General features: G+C 68.1%; 19 protein-coding genes. 10 read left to right on the forward strand and 9 right to left on the reverse strand.

Going from position 1 to position 18,103, the window contains the following annotated elements; translation table 11 throughout:
- Positions 1–170 precede the first annotated feature (170 nt).
- Genes ACOGXD_RS07665 through ACOGXD_RS07680 form a run of 4 tightly spaced genes read left to right on the forward strand, consistent with a single transcriptional unit; the run spans position 171 to position 5,033 of the window.
- On the forward strand, positions 171–1,625 hold the full coding sequence (locus ACOGXD_RS07665) for an ABC transporter substrate-binding protein (RefSeq protein WP_419917254.1): 1,455 nt from the start codon (positions 171–173) through the stop codon (positions 1,623–1,625).
- A gap of 24 nt (positions 1,626–1,649) precedes the next feature.
- Positions 1,650–2,531 (forward strand): branched-chain amino acid ABC transporter permease, encoded by an 882-nt coding sequence (locus ACOGXD_RS07670; protein ID WP_419909712.1) that lies wholly within the window; start codon positions 1,650–1,652, stop codon positions 2,529–2,531.
- The gene (locus ACOGXD_RS07675) at positions 2,528–4,336 is read left to right on the forward strand and encodes an ABC transporter permease subunit (RefSeq protein WP_419917255.1); all 1,809 of its coding nucleotides are present in this window, start codon (positions 2,528–2,530) and stop codon (positions 4,334–4,336) included. Before ACOGXD_RS07670 ends, ACOGXD_RS07675 begins: the two co-directional genes overlap by 4 nt.
- On the forward strand, positions 4,320–5,033 hold the full coding sequence (locus tag ACOGXD_RS07680; RefSeq protein WP_419917256.1) for an ABC transporter ATP-binding protein: 714 nt from the start codon (positions 4,320–4,322) through the stop codon (positions 5,031–5,033). The genes ACOGXD_RS07675 and ACOGXD_RS07680 overlap by 17 nt, the downstream gene beginning before the upstream one ends.
- A gap of 61 nt (positions 5,034–5,094) precedes the next feature.
- Here the strand turns inward: ACOGXD_RS07680 and ACOGXD_RS07685 are convergent, their stop codons facing one another.
- Positions 5,095–5,712: a TetR/AcrR family transcriptional regulator gene (locus ACOGXD_RS07685; RefSeq protein ID WP_419917257.1), complete on the reverse strand. Its 618-nt coding sequence runs from the start codon at positions 5,710–5,712 to the stop codon at positions 5,095–5,097.
- A 149-nt stretch (positions 5,713–5,861) separates the two neighbouring features.
- Here ACOGXD_RS07685 and ACOGXD_RS07690 point away from each other — a divergent pair, with 149 nt between their 5' ends.
- Genes ACOGXD_RS07690 through ACOGXD_RS07710 form a run of 5 tightly spaced genes read left to right on the forward strand, consistent with a single transcriptional unit; the run spans position 5,862 to position 11,433 of the window.
- Positions 5,862–7,484 (forward strand): class I adenylate-forming enzyme family protein, encoded by a 1,623-nt coding sequence (locus tag ACOGXD_RS07690; protein ID WP_419917258.1) that lies wholly within the window; start codon positions 5,862–5,864, stop codon positions 7,482–7,484.
- The gene (locus ACOGXD_RS07695; protein WP_419917259.1) at positions 7,481–8,275 is read left to right on the forward strand and encodes an alpha/beta fold hydrolase; all 795 of its coding nucleotides are present in this window, start codon (positions 7,481–7,483) and stop codon (positions 8,273–8,275) included. The genes ACOGXD_RS07690 and ACOGXD_RS07695 overlap by 4 nt, the downstream gene beginning before the upstream one ends.
- Positions 8,272–9,285 carry an LLM class flavin-dependent oxidoreductase gene (locus ACOGXD_RS07700; RefSeq protein ID WP_419917260.1) on the forward strand — a complete coding sequence of 338 codons (1,014 nt, stop codon included), beginning with the start codon at positions 8,272–8,274 and terminating at the stop codon, positions 9,283–9,285. Before ACOGXD_RS07695 ends, ACOGXD_RS07700 begins: the two co-directional genes overlap by 4 nt.
- On the forward strand, positions 9,285–10,046 hold the full coding sequence (locus ACOGXD_RS07705) for an SDR family NAD(P)-dependent oxidoreductase (RefSeq protein ID WP_419917261.1): 762 nt from the start codon (positions 9,285–9,287) through the stop codon (positions 10,044–10,046). The genes ACOGXD_RS07700 and ACOGXD_RS07705 overlap by 1 nt, the downstream gene beginning before the upstream one ends.
- Positions 10,039–11,433, forward strand: a complete 1,395-nt coding sequence (locus tag ACOGXD_RS07710; protein ID WP_419917262.1) for an amidase — start codon at positions 10,039–10,041, stop codon at positions 11,431–11,433. The genes ACOGXD_RS07705 and ACOGXD_RS07710 overlap by 8 nt, the downstream gene beginning before the upstream one ends.
- A 27-nt stretch (positions 11,434–11,460) precedes the next feature.
- Here ACOGXD_RS07710 and ACOGXD_RS07715 read toward each other — a convergent pair whose 3' ends face one another.
- From ACOGXD_RS07715 to ACOGXD_RS07735, 5 genes are all read right to left on the reverse strand, one after another.
- Positions 11,461–12,828 carry a protoporphyrinogen/coproporphyrinogen oxidase gene (locus tag ACOGXD_RS07715; protein ID WP_419917263.1) on the reverse strand — a complete coding sequence of 456 codons (1,368 nt, stop codon included), beginning with the start codon at positions 12,826–12,828 and terminating at the stop codon, positions 11,461–11,463.
- A 43-nt stretch (positions 12,829–12,871) separates the two neighbouring features.
- Positions 12,872–13,630, reverse strand: coding sequence for a dienelactone hydrolase family protein (locus ACOGXD_RS07720; RefSeq protein ID WP_419917264.1), 759 nt, complete (start codon positions 13,628–13,630; stop codon positions 12,872–12,874).
- Between the two features lie 107 nt (positions 13,631–13,737).
- Positions 13,738–14,289, reverse strand: coding sequence for an RDD family protein (locus ACOGXD_RS07725; RefSeq protein WP_419917265.1), 552 nt, complete (start codon positions 14,287–14,289; stop codon positions 13,738–13,740).
- An 11-nt stretch (positions 14,290–14,300) separates the two neighbouring features.
- Positions 14,301–14,918 (reverse strand): hypothetical protein, encoded by a 618-nt coding sequence (locus tag ACOGXD_RS07730; protein ID WP_419917266.1) that lies wholly within the window; start codon positions 14,916–14,918, stop codon positions 14,301–14,303.
- Between the two features lie 196 nt (positions 14,919–15,114).
- Entirely contained in the window at positions 15,115–15,648 is a 534-nt protein-coding gene (locus ACOGXD_RS07735; protein ID WP_419917267.1) for a superoxide dismutase family protein, read from the reverse strand.
- A 175-nt stretch (positions 15,649–15,823) separates the two neighbouring features.
- Here ACOGXD_RS07735 and ACOGXD_RS07740 point away from each other — a divergent pair, with 175 nt between their 5' ends.
- Entirely contained in the window at positions 15,824–16,228 is a 405-nt protein-coding gene (locus ACOGXD_RS07740; RefSeq protein ID WP_419917268.1) for a hypothetical protein, read from the forward strand.
- A 36-nt stretch (positions 16,229–16,264) separates the two neighbouring features.
- On the opposite strand, the gene ACOGXD_RS07745 is transcribed toward ACOGXD_RS07740, so the two are convergent.
- The 3 genes from ACOGXD_RS07745 to ACOGXD_RS07755 form a co-directional block, all read right to left on the reverse strand.
- Positions 16,265–16,729, reverse strand: a complete 465-nt coding sequence (locus ACOGXD_RS07745) for a hypothetical protein (protein WP_419917269.1) — start codon at positions 16,727–16,729, stop codon at positions 16,265–16,267.
- A 100-nt stretch (positions 16,730–16,829) separates the two neighbouring features.
- Complete coding sequence (locus tag ACOGXD_RS07750; protein WP_419917270.1) at positions 16,830–17,483, reverse strand: uridine kinase family protein; 654 nt, start codon at positions 17,481–17,483, stop codon at positions 16,830–16,832.
- Between the two features lie 67 nt (positions 17,484–17,550).
- On the reverse strand, positions 17,551–18,099 hold the full coding sequence (locus ACOGXD_RS07755; protein WP_419917374.1) for a peroxidase-related enzyme: 549 nt from the start codon (positions 18,097–18,099) through the stop codon (positions 17,551–17,553).
- Between the last annotated feature and the right edge of the window lie 4 nt (positions 18,100–18,103).

An 18,103-nucleotide genomic window follows, 5' to 3' on the forward strand; every position in this document is an offset into this window, starting at 1 on the left:
TGACATCGGTCTCTTGACTTGGGCCAGAGGGCTGCCTAGTGTCGGGCGCACATCGATCTCGGTCGGTCGAATGCGACAGCCGGAGACCGGCCCTGGCGGCCCAAGGAGTGGCTATGCCTAGAACCCGGTCCCGCAATAGAACGCGATCCGCAGCAAAGTGGCGCTTGCTGATGGTTCTGCTCGCCGTAGCCGGCTTGCTCGCGGCTGCATGCGCAGACGACACCGACGCCGACTCGACCGCCGATGCCGAAGCCCTCCAAGAGGCGCAGGACGCGGCGGCGGCCGCCCAGGCGGAAGCCGAAGACGCCGCCGCCAAGGCTGCAGCAGCCGAGGCTGCCCTGGCCGAAGCCGAGGCCGCTGAAGGCGTCGACCCAGAAGTCGTCGCCGATCTCGAGAAAGAACTGGCCGAAGCGCGCGAAGCCGCCGCCGCAGCCGAGGCGGAAGCCGAGCAGGCCGCGGCAGCGGCCGTCGAAGAGCGCAACTGCGTCGACGAGGTGGTCATCGGCACGGTCTGGCCGATGTCGGGAACCTTCAGCTTCGTCGGCAGCGCCGAGATCGCCGGCGCCAGCAAGGCAGTAGAGGACATCAACGCAGCCGGCGGCATCGAGTCGCTGTGCAACGCCACGCTGCGGCTCGCCATCTACGACGCGGGCGGCTCCGCCGAAGAGGCGGCCACCGCCGTCGAGCGCCTGCTCGACGACGAGCCCGACGTGTCGGCGATCGCCGGATCATGGTTGTCGTCGTTCAGCCTGGCCGCCACCGAGGTGTCCGAGCGAGCCGGCATCCCGTTCGTCACCGAGAGCTTCGCCGACTCGGTCACCGACCGCGAGGGCTTCACCCACGTGTTCGGTTACTCGCCGCCGGCATCAGCCATCAAGGGCCTCATCCTCGACGCCATCCAGCCCGGGCTCGACCAGGCGGGCATCACCATGGAGACGGTGGCAGTGGTGGGCTCCACCTCGGCCGCAGCGGTGCCGCTGCAGCAGGCGCTGCTGGCCGAGTTCGCCGAGCGGGGCATCGAGGTCGCCGTCACCGACACGTGGGCACCCGGCGGGCTCGACGATCCCTCGGGCGTGGCCACCAAGATCGCCAACGCCGACGTGGATGTCATCTTCAACATCGCATTCGCCTTCAGCGACGTCAGCGGCCTGCAGAACGAGCTGATCGCCCGTGGCGTCACCGCACCGGTGATCCAGAACGGCGGCCAGGGCCTGCTGCCCGCATGGGCCGACCTGGGTCCGGAAGTGGCCGGGCTGTCGACCTTCGTCTATGCCAACCCGCTGGCAGGCAGTGACGCCTTCGACGAGCTGGCGGCTGCGATCGACCAGCCCTACGCCCGCCAGGACCACATCGGCGGTTACTTCGTGGTGCACCTCATCGCCGCCGTGCTGGAGCAGTCTGGCGATCCCTCGCCGGCCGCAGTCGCCAAGGCGTTCAACACCGTCAAGCTGACCGAGGGCGTCGCGGTGGACCTCATGCCGGCATCGGCCATCAGCTTCAGCGCCACGGGCCGCGTCGACCAGCACTTCGGCGTGCTGGCCCAATGGCAGGAAGTGGACGGGAGGCTGATCCCGTGCACCGTCTATCCGGAGGAGTTCGCGATCTGCGATCCCGTGTGGGAGTAGCGCCGAGCGCAACCCCGCCCGCAGATGACTGAATTCCTGCAGTTCCTCGTACCGGGGATCCTCATCGGCGGCGTCTACGCGCTGCTGGCCTCGGGGCTCGGGCTGATCTTCGGCGTGATGCGCGTGGTCAACTTCGCCCAGGCCGACTTCATGATGCTGGCCATGTACCTGTCGTGGGCGCTGTTCGCAGGCGGCATCGGCATGGACCCGTTCCTGGCCATGCCGGGCATCTTCGCCGTGTTCCTGCTGCTGGGCATGGCGATCCACTGGCTGTTCATCCGCTTCGTGATCGGCCGCCACGAGAACCACGACGCCCAGGTCATCCTCACCATCGGGCTCGGGCTCATCTTCCAGAACCTCATCCTCATCAGGTACTCCTCGGAGCCCCGCGTCGTCGCGCCGTCGTACGCCAACACGGGCGACTTCATCGGCGACATCTTCATCAGCCGGGCCCGCCTCTACGCCTTCCTGCTGTCGCTGCTGGTGGCAGCGCTGCTGTTCCTGTTCCTCAACCGCACCGGCACCGGCCGCGCCATCCGGGCCGCGTCGGAGAACTGGGAAGCCGCCACCTACATGGGCATCAATATCGACCGCACCAACCGCATCGCGTTCGGCGTGGGCGTGGCCCTCACCGCCGTCGGGGGAGCGGCGCTGGTCACGTTCCAGAGCATCACGCCGTTCGTGGGCCTGCGGTTCGTGGTGGTGATGTTCGCCGCCGTCGTGCTCGGCGGCCTCGGCAGCGTCAGCGGCGCCTTCGTGGGCGGAGTGCTCATCGGGATCATCCAGTCGGTGTCGCAGGTCTGGACGTCGGCGGCGGTGAAGAACGTCTGGGTGTTCGCGCTGTTCCTGCTCATCCTGTACGTGCGGCCCAACGGGCTGTTCGGCAAGGTCCAGCGGGCCATATGACGCGACGCCTCATCCCGTTCGTCGTGCTGGTGGCGGCCGTGGCACTGCTCAACGGCTGGCTGTACCAGCGGTTCCATGTGCGGGTGCTGACTCTCGCCGTGGTGTGGGCGCTGGCCGGCGTGGCCTGGAATCTCATGGCCAAAGCCGGGCAGATCTCGCTCGGCCACAGCGCATTCGTCGGCATCGGCGCGTACGGCTTCACCGTGCTGCTGCGCGACGGCGGCATGTCGCCGTGGATCGGCATGGCCATCGGCATGGGCGCCGCCGCGGTCGTGGCCTTCGTGATCGGCCTGCCTACGTTCCGGCTGAAGGGCTTCTACTTCACGCTCGCGACCATCTCGTTCCCGCTGATCCTGGAACTGCTCGTCTCCCATTACGGCGAGCCCGAGCTCACGGTGCCGTTCCACCCGGAGAACCAGTGGAAGTTCATGGAGTTCTCAAACGCGCACACCTACGTGTGGGTGGGCCTGGGAATGCTCATCGTGGCGCTGCTGATCAGCGAGCTGATCGATGTGACCTCATTCGGGTTCGCTCTGCGAGCCATCCGTGACAACGAGGTGCTGGCACGCGCTGTCGGCATCCGGACGGTGGCGTGGAAGTCGGCTGCCTTCATGATCTCGGCGGCGCTGTCAGCGGCCATGGCCGTGCTGTGGGTGAAGGCCGTGCTGCGTGTGACAGTTGCCGAGGAGGTCTTCGGCATCACCGTCGTGATCGTGATGCTGTCGGTGGCGTTCGTGGGCGGGGTCGGGATGACCTGGGGACCGGTCGTGGGCGCGGCGTTCCTCATCCCGCTGGCGATGTTCCTCGACGACTCGATCAGCGAGGCTGTGCCCGGCGCGCAGGAGCTGGTCTATGCCGCCGCGCTTGTGCTGGTGGCGCTGCTGATACCGCGCGGGATCCTGCCTGCTGCTGGGCGGGGCTGCCGCTGGCTGGCGACGCGGCTGCCCGCAGCGCAGGGGCCGCCGGCTGGGCAGCTGCTGCGGCGCGTCGTGGCGCCCCCGCCTCGGCCCTCGCCGCTGCTGAGCGTGCCGCGCAGGCCCCGGCGACCGGCGGCGCTGCCCGCAGCGGGCGAGGCGCCGGTGCTCGAGGTGGAGAGCGTGGCCAAGAGCTTCGGCGCCAACCGCGTGCTGTCCGACGTGTCGTTCACAGTTGCCGCCGGCACGCGGGTCGGCATCATCGGCCCCAACGGCGCCGGCAAGACGACGCTGTTCAACATCATGACCGCCCACCTGCGCGCCGATGCCGGACGGATCCGCTTCAAGAGCATCCCGATCGACCGCATCCGCGCCCCGCGGCGCTACGAGCTCGGCATCTCCCGCACGTTCCAGGTGCCGCAGGGCTTCGGGCTCATGTCGCCGCTCGACAACGTGGTGGTTGCCGCGATCGGCGCCTCGGTGCGGCACCCGGTGCAGGCCTCGATGGAGATGCTCGAACGGGTCGGCCTCGCCGGCAAGGCCCTGGGCCAGCTCAGCGCCCTCACCGTCGCCGAGACCAAGAGCCTCGAGCTGGCCCGCGCCATGGTGAGCGAGCCGGACCTGCTGCTGCTCGACGAGCCGCTCGCAGGTCTCAACGAGGCCGAGCGTGTCGGCTTCTTCCAGATCGTCGACGACCTCGTTGCGCCGCACACGGCCATCGTGGTGATCGAGCACTCGGTGCGGTCGCTGGTGCGCTACGCCGAATCGGTGGTGGCGCTCGACGAAGGCCACATCATCGCCCATGGCTCGCCCGACGACGTCGTGTCCGACCCCCGTGTGATCGAGGCCTACCTCGGCTCGAAGTGGATGGAACGTGCTCGAGATCAGTGACCTGTGCGCCGGCTACGACGGCATCCCTGCGCTGAGATCAGTCGATTTCCGCGTGGGGCCCCGCGAGCATGTGGCCATCCTGGGCCCCAACGGCGCCGGCAAGACCACTCTGCTGAAGGCCATCAGCGGCACCGTGGTGCCCGACTCCGGCTCGATCAGCTTCGACGGCCGGGACCTGCTCGCCCAAGCGCCGCACAAGCGAGTCGAGGCGGGCATCGTGCACGTGCCCCAGGGGCGGATGATCTTCGCGTCGATGACCGTGGCCGACAATCTCCGGCTCGGCAGCCACCGCGCGGCTGCGCAGAACCGGCACGACGAGCGTCGTGAGCTCGTGTTCGAGATCTTTCCAGCGCTGGCCGACATGGCGGGCCGCGACGGCGGCGCGCTCTCGGGCGGCCAGCAGCAGATGCTGGCGGTGGCGCGCGGGGTGATGGCCTGCCCCCGTCTGCTCATGCTCGACGAGCCGTCCATGGGGCTCGCGCCACGCGCAGCCGACGACATCTTCGAGGGCGTCACGCGCCTGATGCAGAGCGAGACCACAGCGATGGTCGTGGTGGAGCAGCGGGCCCATCAGGCGCTCGAGGTCTGCGACCGGGCCCACGTGCTCGAGTCGGGCGAAGTGTCGCTGGAGGCCACCAGCCGGGAGCTCCTGGCCGACGAGCGGCTGGCAGCCGCCTACCTGGGCTCAGAGCTCTGAGATGCCCGCCGGATGCGCGCCCGCCTGCGGCACACACAACGGCGCTGCCGGTGCGGCCGCCTCAGGCCTCGTCGGGTTCGCCGTAGAAGCTCCGGTGCCAGGCCCTCGTCACGATGCGCGCCACCGTCTCCACGTCGACCGTGGTGGTGTTGAGCGCGTCGTGGGCGAACGTGGTGTACGCGGTCTGCTCGACCAGCGACGCCATGGCCCGGGCCACCGTGGCCGGGTCGAGCCCGTCGAGCCGGACACGGTCGTCGTTCTCGATCGCATGCACGAACCGGGCCACGTGACGCTCGCGCATGGTCCACCAGATGGTGGTGAAGCGCTGCTCGACGGTGGTGGCTGCGATGAAGGCACGCATCACGCCGCTGTTGTCGTGGTAGTGCTGCAGGTAGCCGAGGTTGGCCTCGAACAGCGCAGCCTCAGGGTCGTCGCTGATCGGCGTCGACGATCTGCTCCGCCGGAAGAGCTCCTCGTGGATGTCGCGGATCACGCTGCTGAACAGGTCTTCCTTGTTCTCGAAATACCGGTAGAGACCGCCGAGCGAGAGACCGGCCTCGGCTGCGACATCGCTCATGCGGGCGTCGACGTAGCCGTCCTTGGTGAAGACCGTCGACGCAGCCTCGAGGATCGTCTGCCGTGTCCGGCGACCCTTCGGAGTGGTGGGTTCAATCGCCATGGTCGCTTCAGCGGCCCGAAGGCCCGCAGCGGGCAAGCCTATCCGCACGGTTGGCAGGCACTAAAAGCAAAAGCGAAGTCGCTCTAATGAACACTCGGCGAGCCTGCAATACTCCCGGGAACGGACCCCGCCGCGAACGGAGGAGCGCCGTGAGCGACAACCGGGCGCAGCGCTACCGCCTCGCCGGATGGTGGCGAGGTGTCCGGCTGATCGATCGATTCGAGAGCCACGTCGACGAGGGCGCCGACCGGCTTGCGCTGGTCAGCGGCGGCACCGCCATGTCACGGGCTGAGCTGTGGCACGCAGCAGGCGAGGCCGCCGAGCAGATCCGCTCCCTCGCCGGCACCACCAGGCGGCCGGTGGTGATCCACCTGCCCAACTGCGCGGACTGGATGGTGATGTTCCTGGCCGTGCTGAGGGCGGGCCATGTGCCTGCCACCACGCCCGTCACCACGCCCGAGGCCCACCTGTGCCACATCTTCGGGCTCACGCGCCCGGCCCTGGTGATCTGCGACGGCCAGGACAGCGGCAGTCGCTCCGCAGACGCCGCCCGGCGCGCCGCCGCGGCGGCCTGCGGGCCCATCGCCGTGGCCGTGGCGGAAGGAGGCCGGCTCACGCCGGACGGTCTGCCGACACCGCCGACCGCCACCGCCGAGGTGCCCGAGGTCACCGCACACCTGATGTTCACCTCGAGCACCACCGGGCCGCCCAAGGCGGTGAGCCACAGCGAAGACTCGCTGGCTGCGCTCAACATGCAGTTCGCCGAGCGGTTCGAACTCCACCAGGGCACGCCGGTGTTCATGCCGTCCCCGCTCGGCCACAGCGTGGGTGCCATTCACGGCTGCCGCCTGTCGCTGTACGTGGGCGCGCCGCTCATTCTCCAGGACGAATGGGACGCCGGCGCGGCCCTGGAGCTGGTGGCCCGCCACCGGGCCGACTTCACGGCGGCAGCCACGCCGTTCCTGCTGGATCTGGCCAATGCCCGCTGGGACGCCAGCGAGCCCAAGCTGGCATCCATGCGCAGCTTCCTCTGCGGCGGTGCCCAGGTGCCGCCCGCCCTCATCCGGCGCTGTCGCGCCGAGCTGCCCAACACGTTCGTCACCCCGCTGTGGGGCATGACCGAAGGCGGGCTCACCACCTGCGTTCGGGCGTCGACCGAATCCCAGGTCGAGACCACGGTGGGGGAGGGACTGCCCGGTCTGGAGCTGCGCATCCTCGACGCCGGGGGCGCGCTGCGCGATGCGGGCAGCGGCGAGCTGGCGATGCGCGGACCGGGCGTGTTCAACGGCTACTACGGCCAGCCCGAGCTGTATGCCGCGGAGATTGTCGGCGACGGTTTCTTCCGGACCGGCGATCTTGCCCGCATCGATGCCGACGGCTACGTGTCGATCACCGGACGGCTCAAGGACCTGATCATCCGCGGTGCTGTCAATATCTCTCCCGTGGAGACCGAGAATGCGATCGCCGCCCATCCCGACGTGGTGGGCGTGGCGGTGATCGGATGGCCCGACGAACGACTCGGCGAGCGCATCTGCGCTGCTGTCCACGCCCGCGTCCCGCTCGATCTCGGCGAGGTGCTCGCCTTCTGCGCAGAACAGGGCCTGCCGCACCGGTACTGGCCTGAGCGGCTGGTGCAGGTGGACGGCTTCCCGCGCACAGCAGCGGGCAAGATCCGCAAGCAGCAGCTCCGCGACGAGCTCGTGGCCGCCGCCGGTGCCGCTGAAACGATGCACGGCAGCAGCGCTGGCCCGCGCCAGGACACGAACCGATGAGCTCCGTCGAGCTGGATGACATCACGGTCAACTACTCCCTCCACGGCTCCGGACCGCCCGTGGTGCTGTTGCACGGGCTGGCCGAAGACCATCGGTCGTGGGACGGCGTCGCCGACCGTCTCCGCGGGTTCACCGTGTACGCGCTCGACCTCCGCGGCCATGGCCAGACGACAGCCGGAGAGGGCACCGGCACGCTGACGCAGCTCAGCGGCGATCTCGATGCGTTCCTGCGCAGCGTGACCGGCCCCGCCGCAGTAGTGGGCTATTCGCTGGGCGGCACCATCGGCCTCCGCGCAGCGACGGAGCCGGACACCCTGATCAGCCACCTGATCGCTATTGCCACCTCGTCGGTGGTCGGCTCGGCTGCGGCCGAATTCTTCGCGGGACGTATCGCCCAGCTCGAAGCCGGCGACACGAGCGGCTTCGCCGCCGGCCTGCGCGACGACACGGCCGCCCAGATCGTCACCCCGTCCGACGTCGACGCAGTGACCGCGAGGCGGCTCGACGCCATCGGCGACGGCAGCGGCTACATCAACGCGGCCCGGGCGATGATCGGCATCCGGTCCGAGCCGCTCAACCCGCTGCTCGAGCACGTCGGGATTCCGGTGGACATCATCGGGGCGTCAGACGACGTCTTCTGCCCCCGCCGGGCATCGGACATCATCGTCGAGGGTGTCACCGGCAGCCGCTACCACGAGATAGCCGGCGCCGGCCATCTGATCTCGGTGGACCAGCCCGATGCCTACGGCACGCTGATCGCCAGGCTCCTGGGCGAGAGGCAGTCAGCATGAAGCGCCGCTACGGCATCTCGATGGGCGTCAGCCCTCGCGAACCGCTGAGTCGCACGGCCGAACTGGCCCGGGCCATCGACGAGCGAGGCTTCGAGGCGCTGTGGTTCATCGACTTCCAGCTCGGCATGAAGGACGTGTACGCCGCCATGAACCTGGCCGCGCTGTCCACCGACAACGTGCTCATCGGAGCCGGCGTCACCAACCTGGTCACCCGTCACCCCACCGTCACCGCCAACGCCACCGCAGCCCTCGACGAACTGTCCGGCGGCCGTGCCGTGCTGGGTCTCGGCGCGGGCTGGTCAGCGGTGCTCGGTGCCGGGGGAGCGCCGTCCAAGCTGGCCGAGCTGCGCTCGGGAATCGACGAATTCCGGCAGCTCTTCAGCGGCGAGCCATGCGATCTCTATGGCAGCCAGGTTCGCCTGGCTACCGCGACGCGCCAGATCCCCATCTACCTCGCCGTGTCGCAGCCCGCCATGCTGCAGCTCGCCGCACAGACGTGCGACGGCGTCGTGCTCATGGGCGCCGCCGATCCCGAGTTCTGCGCGTGGCAGCTCGAGTTCATCCACCAAGGGCTGGCGGCAGCCGGTCGCGACCGATCAGAGCTCACCGTCGATCTGTTCGTCACCATGTCGACGGACGACGACCGCCAGACCGCCCTCGACGACGTGAGGGCCTGGGCCGTCAGCCAGGCGGCCACCTTCCACCCGTGGAAGCGCATGCCGACGGCTTGGGAGCGGTTCCGCCCCGAGTTCGAGCGCGCCGCCGACGCGTACGGCCTAGTCGACCACCTGTCGCTGCAGGCGGAGCACAAGCACATCGTGTCCGACGAGTTCGTCACCTCGGTGGCGCTGGCAGGCGACCGCGACACCTGCGTCGAACGGATCCGCGAGCTCTGGCAGCTCGACATCGACCGCATCACGTTCGCGCTGCTGTCGGGCGGTCGCGAGCAACGGCTCGCGCAACTGGCCGACGACCTCATCGCCAACGTCGAAGCAGGGGGAGAAGGCTGATGACAACGGATCCGCGAGTGGCGCTGGTGACCGCAGCCGCCGGCGCCGGCATCGGGGCCGCGGCGGCGAGGCGGCTCGCCCACGACGGCTTCGACGTGGTGGTCACCGATGCTCACGAGCGCCGGTGCCACGAGTTCGCCGACGAGCTCGCCGGCGAACTCGGGCGACAGGTCAGCTCGTACCACCTCGATGTCACCGACCACGCCCAGGTGCAGCGCGTCATCGCGGAGGCAGCGGCGGCCAAGGGCAGGCTCGATGTGCTGGTCAACAACGCAGGCTGGTCGAAGATCGAGCCGGTGGCCGAGATGTCGGTGGAGACCTGGCAGCGCTGCCTCGACGTCGACCTGACCGGCACGTTCGTGTGCATGCGCGCTGCGCTCCCGCACATGATCGCCGCAGGCAGCGGTTCGATCATCAACATCTCGTCGATCGCGGCCTGGGAGATGTCGGCCGAGCACGGCGCCGCCTATTCCGCTGCCAAGGCCGGCGTGCTCGCGCTCACGCGTGTGGCTGCCGCCGAGAACGGCACCCACGGAGTGCGGGTCAATGCGATCGCCCCGGGCCTCATCTACAACGACTTCCTGCGCAGGATCTACCCGGAGGAGTTCTTCACGAACTACCTCGCCGAGAAGGCATTCCTGGGTCGGATCGGGCGGCCCGACGATGTCGCAGCCATGGTGTCGCTGCTGGTGTCGGATGAGTCGAGCTACATCACTGGCGAGGTGTTCACCGTTTCAGGCGGCGTGTCGGCTCGTGGATGAGGGACCCCTGTGGTGGCCGGTGCGCCAGCTCATCGATGCGTACCGCAGCGGCGCGCTGTCACCGGTCGAGGTGTGTGAACAGGCTTCCGAGCGCATCGCGCACCTCAACCCGCTGCTGCATGCCGTCGTGCTCACCACAGGGGAGCTGGCCCGCAGCCAGGCGGTCGCCGCGGAGACGGCGTATCGCAGCGGCACTGCCGGCCCGCTGGCCGGGGTGCCGGTCTCGATCAAGGACGCCTTCCATATCGAGGGGCACGTCACCACGCTCGGTTCGCTGGCGCACGCCGACGACGTGAGGCCGCACGACTCGGGTGCCGCTCGCCGCCTGCGCCAGGCCGGGGCGCTGTTCGTCGGCAAGACCAACGTGCCGGAGTTCTGCCAATCGGCCACCACCGACAACCTGCTGGGTCCCGACACGGCGAATCCCTTCGACCCTCGCCGCACCGCTGGCGGTTCCAGCGGCGGCGCCGCGTCCTCGGTTGCCGCCGCCATGTGCACGCTCGGCCTCGGTTCGGACGGCGGCGGATCGATTCGCATTCCTGCGTCGTTCTGCGGCCTCGTGGGATTCAAGCCCACCTACGGCACTGTCCCCGACGAGGGAGGGTTCCGTGCGTTCAGCCCGTTCATCTCTGCCGGCCCGCTGGCGCGGTGCGTCGCCGATGCCCGCCTCATGCATGCCGTGCTCACCGACGGTGGCAGCGGTGCCGGGGATGACTCAGGCGACGTGGCACCCTGCCGCATCGCCTGGTGTGCCAAGCCCGAGGGTCGACCGATCGATGACGGCGTCGGCGTCGTGGCTGGCGCCGCGGTGGGGGTGCTTGCGTCGTGCGGGCACGACGTGCACCCGGTGGATCTCGATCTCGCCGGCTGGGAAGAGATCTTCGGCCCGCTGGTGCTGGCCGACGAGGGCCAGCGCCGCGGCCACCTGCTGGGCGGCCCCCATGAGCTCACCTGGTACTGCCGCCGGTCGCTCGAGGCAGCGGAGCGACTCGATCCCGCCGTTGTCGCGGCGGCCCGCACTGCCTTGGAGGCGTACCGCGAGCGCGTGGACCGCTGGTTCGGTGCCTACGACGTGATCGCCACGCCGGCCACGGCCACCACCGCGTTCGAGCTGGGATGCCGACCGTCGGCCATCGCCGGCGAGCCCGTGTCGAAGCTGTGGGGAGCCTTCCCGTTCGCCGTGCCGTTCAACGTCTCCGGGCATCCCGCGGTGGTGCTGCCAGCCGGCTTTGTCGAGGGATTGCCCGCAGCGATCCAGCTCGTCGGGCGCCGCGGAAGCGACCACGAGCTGCTGGCTGTCGCCGAACAGCTCGAAGCGGCGCTCGACGTCCGCCCATTCGCACGCTTGGCCTCCTTTGCGGAAGGAAACGCTGCGAATGCTCGGTAATGCCTGAAGTTCCGGAAGCGCCAGCGTCTAGCGGGTGGCGGGCGTCAGCAGGTCGGCGACGTGGTTGGCCGTGCTCTCGCCGGTGCTCAGGGCGCCGTTGACCGACGGGATGCCCATGTAGTCGCCTGCCAGGAACAGGTTGTCGATGTTGCCCGCAAGCTGCCCGGGCACATCGGCCAGGGCGGCGAGCATGCCGGGCAGCCCCATGCACAGCGCTTCCTCCCAGCGGTACACACGGAAGAACAGGCCCTCGTCGTCGTCTGGCAAGCTCGAGCCCGGCGGCGCATTGCGGCGGGCGGCGGCGAGCAGCTCGCGCTTGATCGTCTCGTCGTCGAGCGGGATCAGCTCCTTAGCTCGGTCGCGCCCGATGAGCAGGTCGAGAATGCTCTTGCCCGGCGGCGCGCACGCAGGCAGGAACTTGGACCGGTCCATCAGCAGCGGCGCGTCGTCGTCTTCGGGGTAGAGCGCGCCGTGCCAGCCCGCAGGCAGCGGCGAGCCGTCGACGCCGATCACCACCCGGCAACCGGTCGAGTAGTTGATGGTGCCGAGCGCCCGCTGCACCGCCGACGGCAGCTCCGGCACCAGATCGGCGACCTTGGTTCCCGGCACGGCGCAGATGACTGCGTCGGCATCGATCGTCTCGCCGTCGGCGACTACGCCGGTCGCCTTCCCGTTGGCAACCACGATCCTGCTGACGGGTGTGGACACCCGGATGACTTCCGCGCACTTGGCTGCCAGCGCCGCGCTCAGCGAGCCGATGCCCCGCTCGGGCATCGACACCGCACCCCCGCTCAGCATCGTCTCGCCGATGTAGGCCCGCATCAGCGCCTGCCCGGCCGGCGCCGGGTCGCCCAGCACCATCTTGAGCGGCCCGCTGAGCGTCACCTGCAGCTTGGGCGGCACGCCGAGCCGCTGCAGGTAGTCGCCGAACGATTCGTCGTCGTCGATCTCGGCGAGCGGGCTGTCGCCGGCGAAGCTCATGTATTCCGCCTGGCGATGGATCTGGCGCATCACCTTGGCGCCCGAGCGGAACCCGGCGGGCGACATGAAGCCCAGGGCGATGGCCGCAGGCAGCTGCCGCACGAAGCTCCCCAACGACCCCTCGGGCGAAGTGGTGACCCACCGCCCGCCGCGCAGGTGGCCGAACTTCATCTGCGACCGCACGAGTGGCAGGCCCAGCTCCTCGCAGATGCGGAACGCCGTGTCGTAGGTGGCGGTGAAGACGAACGCGCCCATGTCCACCGAGAAGCCGTCGATCTGCTCGCCTTTGCCGCGCCCGCCCGCTCGCTCGGACCCCTCGAGCAGCAGGGGAGTGATGCCCCGCTTCATCAGCGTGTAGGCAGCGCTGAGCCCGGCGAAACCCCCGCCCACAATGACAACTCGCTCGGTGCTCATGCGAAGGGCTCCCTGGTGGCCACGCTGCGCGTGCTGTTCGGCTTCAGGCGTTGCTGCCGAGGTGCTGGGCGAAGATGGTGTGCGCCGTGGCGTACGAGCGGGCGGCGCCTTCGGGGTGATAGGCGTGTCCGCCCGGCACGGCGAACCCGTGGTCGGCACCTTCGATCACATCGATGCTGCCCCGTTCGCCGAGTTCGGCGACGGCATCGAGCAAGGGCTGGTTCTGCTCGAGCGACGCGAGCTGATCGGCGGTGCCTTGGGCCATGTGCAGCCGGCCGGAGATCGTCGGCACCGTCAGGTGCGGCGAGTTCGGCTCGGGTGTCACGCAGAACGAGGGATGCAGCCCCACCCCGGCGGCGAAGGTGTCGGGCTGTCCGGCGAGCGCCCTGACCACGGTGCGCGCTCCGATGCAGTAGCCGATGCATCCGACGTTGGCGGTGTCGACCGCCGGGTCAGCCTCCAGCGAGGCGAGCACCGCCGCGATGTCCGCGCTGACCATGTCGTCGGTGGTGCCCAGCAGCAGGCCCAGGAATTCCTGCATCGCAGGTGAGTCGGGGCCTTCGGCGAAGAGCGCGGCGATGTCGAACGTCAGCCACGGACCGTTGCGCCAGTACCGATCGGGCACCGCAACGCAGTAGCCCTCATCGGCGATGGCGTCGGCCGCTTCACGCGACCCGTCGTCGAACCCCGGCCCGTGATGGAAGAACATCACGAGCGGGAACGGGCCGTCCCCGTCCGGCCGGGCGACATAGAGTCCAAGCTGCCCGTCGCCGGTATCCAATTCACGTCGTTCGGTCTGCACGAATCCCCCTAGCTGTCTGCGCGCCTGCACCGTAACCGCCCCAAGTTCGGGGCAGAGACTGGCCGACTGAGCGCATCCTTGGCTGTCCAGTCAGGTGTTTCGTGCCGCTATTCAGGTCGTTTAGTCACGATGACTGCACCTGCGAGTTGATCATGCCAGCCGCGGTTCGCGGAGTTCCACAGTGCGGGAATGGGAAGTATCAGCCAAAGAAGCACACCCCATAGCGGATTCTCGAAACCTACAATAGCGCCTGCGGCGTATCCGAATACAGCAACTGCAGGTGGCAGGATAGTCCGGACAAGTGCCTTCGGATACGAAATGTGGCGACCGTTGTCAAGGCGCACGAGCTCGATGCCGACACGCCGCATTCCCGGCGACTGACCAGTGACTACTAGTCGATAGATTCGGTGAAAGCCGAAACCCACGCCCGCGCAGATTGGAACGATCCACATTACGGTCAGTTCTTCCGAACTGTGGCCACAGCAAACTGGGCTGCCGTATGTGGCGTACCAGTACACAAGAAGGAAGATCAAGACCGGAACATACACGACTATCAACATGAATGAGTCGTATACCCATGCACCGAGGCGCGTAAAGAGGTCCGGGTATTCTGGGTTCTCATTGTCCCCAAGTGCTGGATCCGGGTCAGAAGACAGCATGACTAACTCACCTAGCCTCGGATAGTGAGCCAATCCGGCTTGCTGTCAGCATTGAGATCAAGCCAGATTGCCGCCAACTCATTGAGGTAAACGGGATACCGGTCACTGAATTGCTCGGGATCCCATTCCGTTAACTGGTTATCGATCAGCTCGCGCTCCAACACAACCTGCTGAAATTCGCCAGGGGGAGCAATCAGCACCCACATAAACGACATCAGATATCCGCTTGGCGAGTTCCCGACAACCACGATCTGCTCATTGAACCATTCTTCAAATGCTGCCTCCTGATCTTCGGGCGATTCAAAACCGGTTCCGAACTCGACATATGCGACAAAAGGAATCAACGAATCGACGAACTCAGACACATTCAGCGAATGGCGCTCGCCGTCGGCGGGTATCGGCTCTGGAAGGTCTACAGATTCGACGTAGGCATGCTCGCTCATCGCCTCCGCCGTCAGCACCTCGTCAAGCGCTTTGCGTTCCGCGCTCGGTGCGCATGCAGCGATCAGCACGGAGGCCGCCAAGAACGTCGCCGCTCGGGCGAGTGGGCGACTGGGAGCGGACTTGACACTCTCGTCACCAGCGGCCGAGCTACGCCGGGCAGCAATCGATGTCAGCATGGCGCTCATGCCTGAGTGTTTCACATTCATGAGAGGCGGCGCGGTCGCCGCGAGCGTGATCGAAGCGTTTGTGGGCGGCAGCCTTAGATCGGCTCGGCGATGTGGTCGAAGGCGTGCTCGCAATGACCGGCTACAGGGAGGACGCTCTCGTAGACGCTCTCACCGAGCCAGAGCTTGATGCGCGCTCGGAGCGGTGTCGGGCGGGCTAGCTGCGCTCGATCACGCCACAGGCCACGCGGTCGCCGGCGCCGGGTTCGGCGCCGTAGGAGTCCGGCTGGGCGTGGATGATGATGGCTGAGCCGTCGGCGTCGAACACCGTGGTGTCGGCGTCGGCCGCGAGCGTGATCTTGCCGGTGAAGACGTCTGCCCGAGCCGTGCCATCGCTGGCGGCGTAGAGGTTGGGAAGATCGCCGGCGTGCTGGTCGTCGCCGTACATGAACCCGTGACCGTGACCGCTGGGGGCGAAGTGGCTGCCGGCGGCGGAGAAGTCCGGTGTGCAAGCGCCCACATCATGAATGTGGAACCCGTGCGGACCCGGCGTCAGCCCGCTGACGTCGGCAGAGATCAGCACGCCGTTCGGACCTTGCTCCAGGGTGACGGTGCCCATCGGCGATCCGTCGGGCCCCGATATAGCGGCGCTTGCCCGCTGGCCGACGCCGGCGATCTCGTCGCCGTCATCCCCGCCGCAGGCGGCAAGCCCCAGCACGGCGAGGAGCCCCGCCGCCAACGCAGTGATCATTCTCCGAGAGCGCATGCCCAGTCCTGACTGTTTCACCAGTTGCAAACCCCGACCACGCTAGGCCACGGCGAACCGGGTACCCGGGAGTCAACTGACGGCGGAGTGCGGCACGGCAGTGGCGGCGAACCTCCTCGGCACGGCGCGGCATTGAGCGGCCGCGAGAATTGGTGTTGCTATGGCGGTGTCGGCGAGGTTCGAGCAGTTCACGTTGGCTGGGATCGCTGCGCTGCATCTCGGCGTCGGGCTGACGCATACCTACAGCCACATGGCTGCGGACGTGCCCATCCCGGCCGCCCAGCAGGTGTACATCGCGATCGTGGTGACGCTGCTGCCGCTCGCCGCGGTGTGGCTGGCGTTCCGTCGCAGCCTCCGGTTGGGCGCTGCGCTGTTCGCCGCCTCGATGTATGCCTCGTTCGTGTTCGGCTACCTGCTGCACTTCGTCATCGACAGCCCAGACCTGCACTCCAACGTCACCGGCGACAACGCAGGCGTGTTCTTCCACACGGCCCTGAACCTGGCGCTCATCGAGTTCGTCGGCTTCGCATTCGGCCTGGTTGCCGCCGTCCGCCGGGTTCGCTGAGCGCTGCGCGGGCAGCATCCCGCGTCAGGTCAGCCTCTAGCCGATTGGTTCGTAGTAGCCCGCGACGAACACGTAGCCGTCGTGAGGCACAGCCCAGACGTGCTTGCGTTCGAGTGCGTCGTTCACGGGGTTGAAGAAGTTGAAGCTGACCCAAGCGGGCTGGCCACTGGAGACGCTCGCCCTGATCGCCTCGGTGGCGAGTCTGCCGTCGTCCATCGTGACGGCCTGTGCGGTGGTGCCGGTGAGCGCGGGGCGGTAGGGGTGGTTCAGGACGGTGTTGTCGGGGCCAGTGATGACCACATAGAACTCGCCGTCGATGGAAGCGGGATCGTCGTAGTGGGCGAGCGTGGATTCGATACCGGCGTCTTCGTACATCTCGATGGCGTCGGCAACGTGCGCAACTGCGAGAGCAGCCTCGTGCGGCTGCGAGTCGTCCGCGCAGCTCACGACTGCCACGGTGAGCCCGACCGCCATGGCGGCGAGCGCGAGCGACTTCCTCATCAACAACCCTCCTGCCTCGGCAAACAGTGACCCACTGGGCCCGATTCGCGCCTCACTGATGAGTGCGAAATCCTATGACATCGACCCTGCGCGACTCCGCCTATTCGGGCCGCTGTAGTCCGCCGGTGACTCGGAACGTCAGCTGGTCGCTGTCGCTCGTGTCGGTGCTGTCGAGCACCAGGTGGGCGGCGGCTTCGGGGCGGTGCTCGGCTCGGTAACGGTCCTCGACGGGCATCCAGATGTCTTCCCAGCGGGATCTTGCTGATTCGCCGTCACGAGCCAGCCCCCGGGCCAGCCGGGTGGAGCGGTCGGCTTCGACCCAGATCAGGAAGTGATAGCGGTCTCGGATCGACGGGTGGGTGCAGTAGACGCCCTCGACGATGAGCGTGCGGTCATGCGGCGCGGTGATCCATTCGCCGAGCCGGTCTGTGCTCCAGTCGTAGCGCCGGTACCGAATGGGCACGCCCCGTTCGTGGGGTTCGAGCACCTCTCGCTCCAGCCGAGAGAGGTCGAAGAGACCGCCGATGCGCTGCTCCGACCTAGCCGGGTCGGTTGTCGGCCGCCCGAAGTCGTCGCCATGGATGAGAGCGACGTCGATCGGCCAGCAACGGACCAGCTCCGCAGCCAGCCTGCTTTTGCCAGACCCACCCGGTCCGTCGATGCCGATGCGCGCACGCGACCCCGCCAGCGCCACCAGCCGCACGATGTCGACCGCGCCGACCTGATCGCCCCGAGACACAGCACTTGGCGACATGCATCTCCTCTCACGATGAGACCACGGAACTCAGGTGCTCGATCCGACCAAGCTGACGCTAGGTCGCTCAGTCGGGGATCCAATCCTCGGTTTTGATGCCGAGGCCGTCGGCGATGCGGTTGGCGTAGGCGTAGTAGCCGACCACTTCGGTGATGTCGAGGATGTCGCGGTCGGAGAAGCCGGCGTGGCGCAGGGCGTCGACGTCGGCGTCGTCCATGTCGGCGGGTGTGGTGGTGAGCTTGACGGCGTAGGCCAGCATGGCGGTGCGCTTGGGTGACAGCGGGGCGGTGGTCCAGTCGTGCTCGACGGCTGCGACCAGTTCGTCGTCGGCGATGAGGCGGCGCAGACCGCGCCGGTGGTGGACCACTCAGTAGTGGCAGTGATTGGTGAGGCTGACGACCAGGGCGATGAGCTCGCGTTCGACCTTGCGCAGCGTGGCGGTGCCGGCCATGGCCGATTCGTAGAGGCCTTGGTGTGCGGCCATGGAGCGGGGGTTGAGCGAGTGGACGGCCAGGATGTTGTCGACCCGGCGGTGGGTGGGGTCCACGACCCGGGGGTGCAGCTCGCCGAGCTCGCCGTCCCAGGAGTCGTCGGGGATCATCTCGATACGCGCCATGAGC

This window comes from Candidatus Poriferisodalis sp. (genome assembly GCF_965204125.1).
Taxonomy (GTDB): Bacteria; Actinomycetota; Acidimicrobiia; order Acidimicrobiales; family Poriferisodalaceae; genus Poriferisodalis.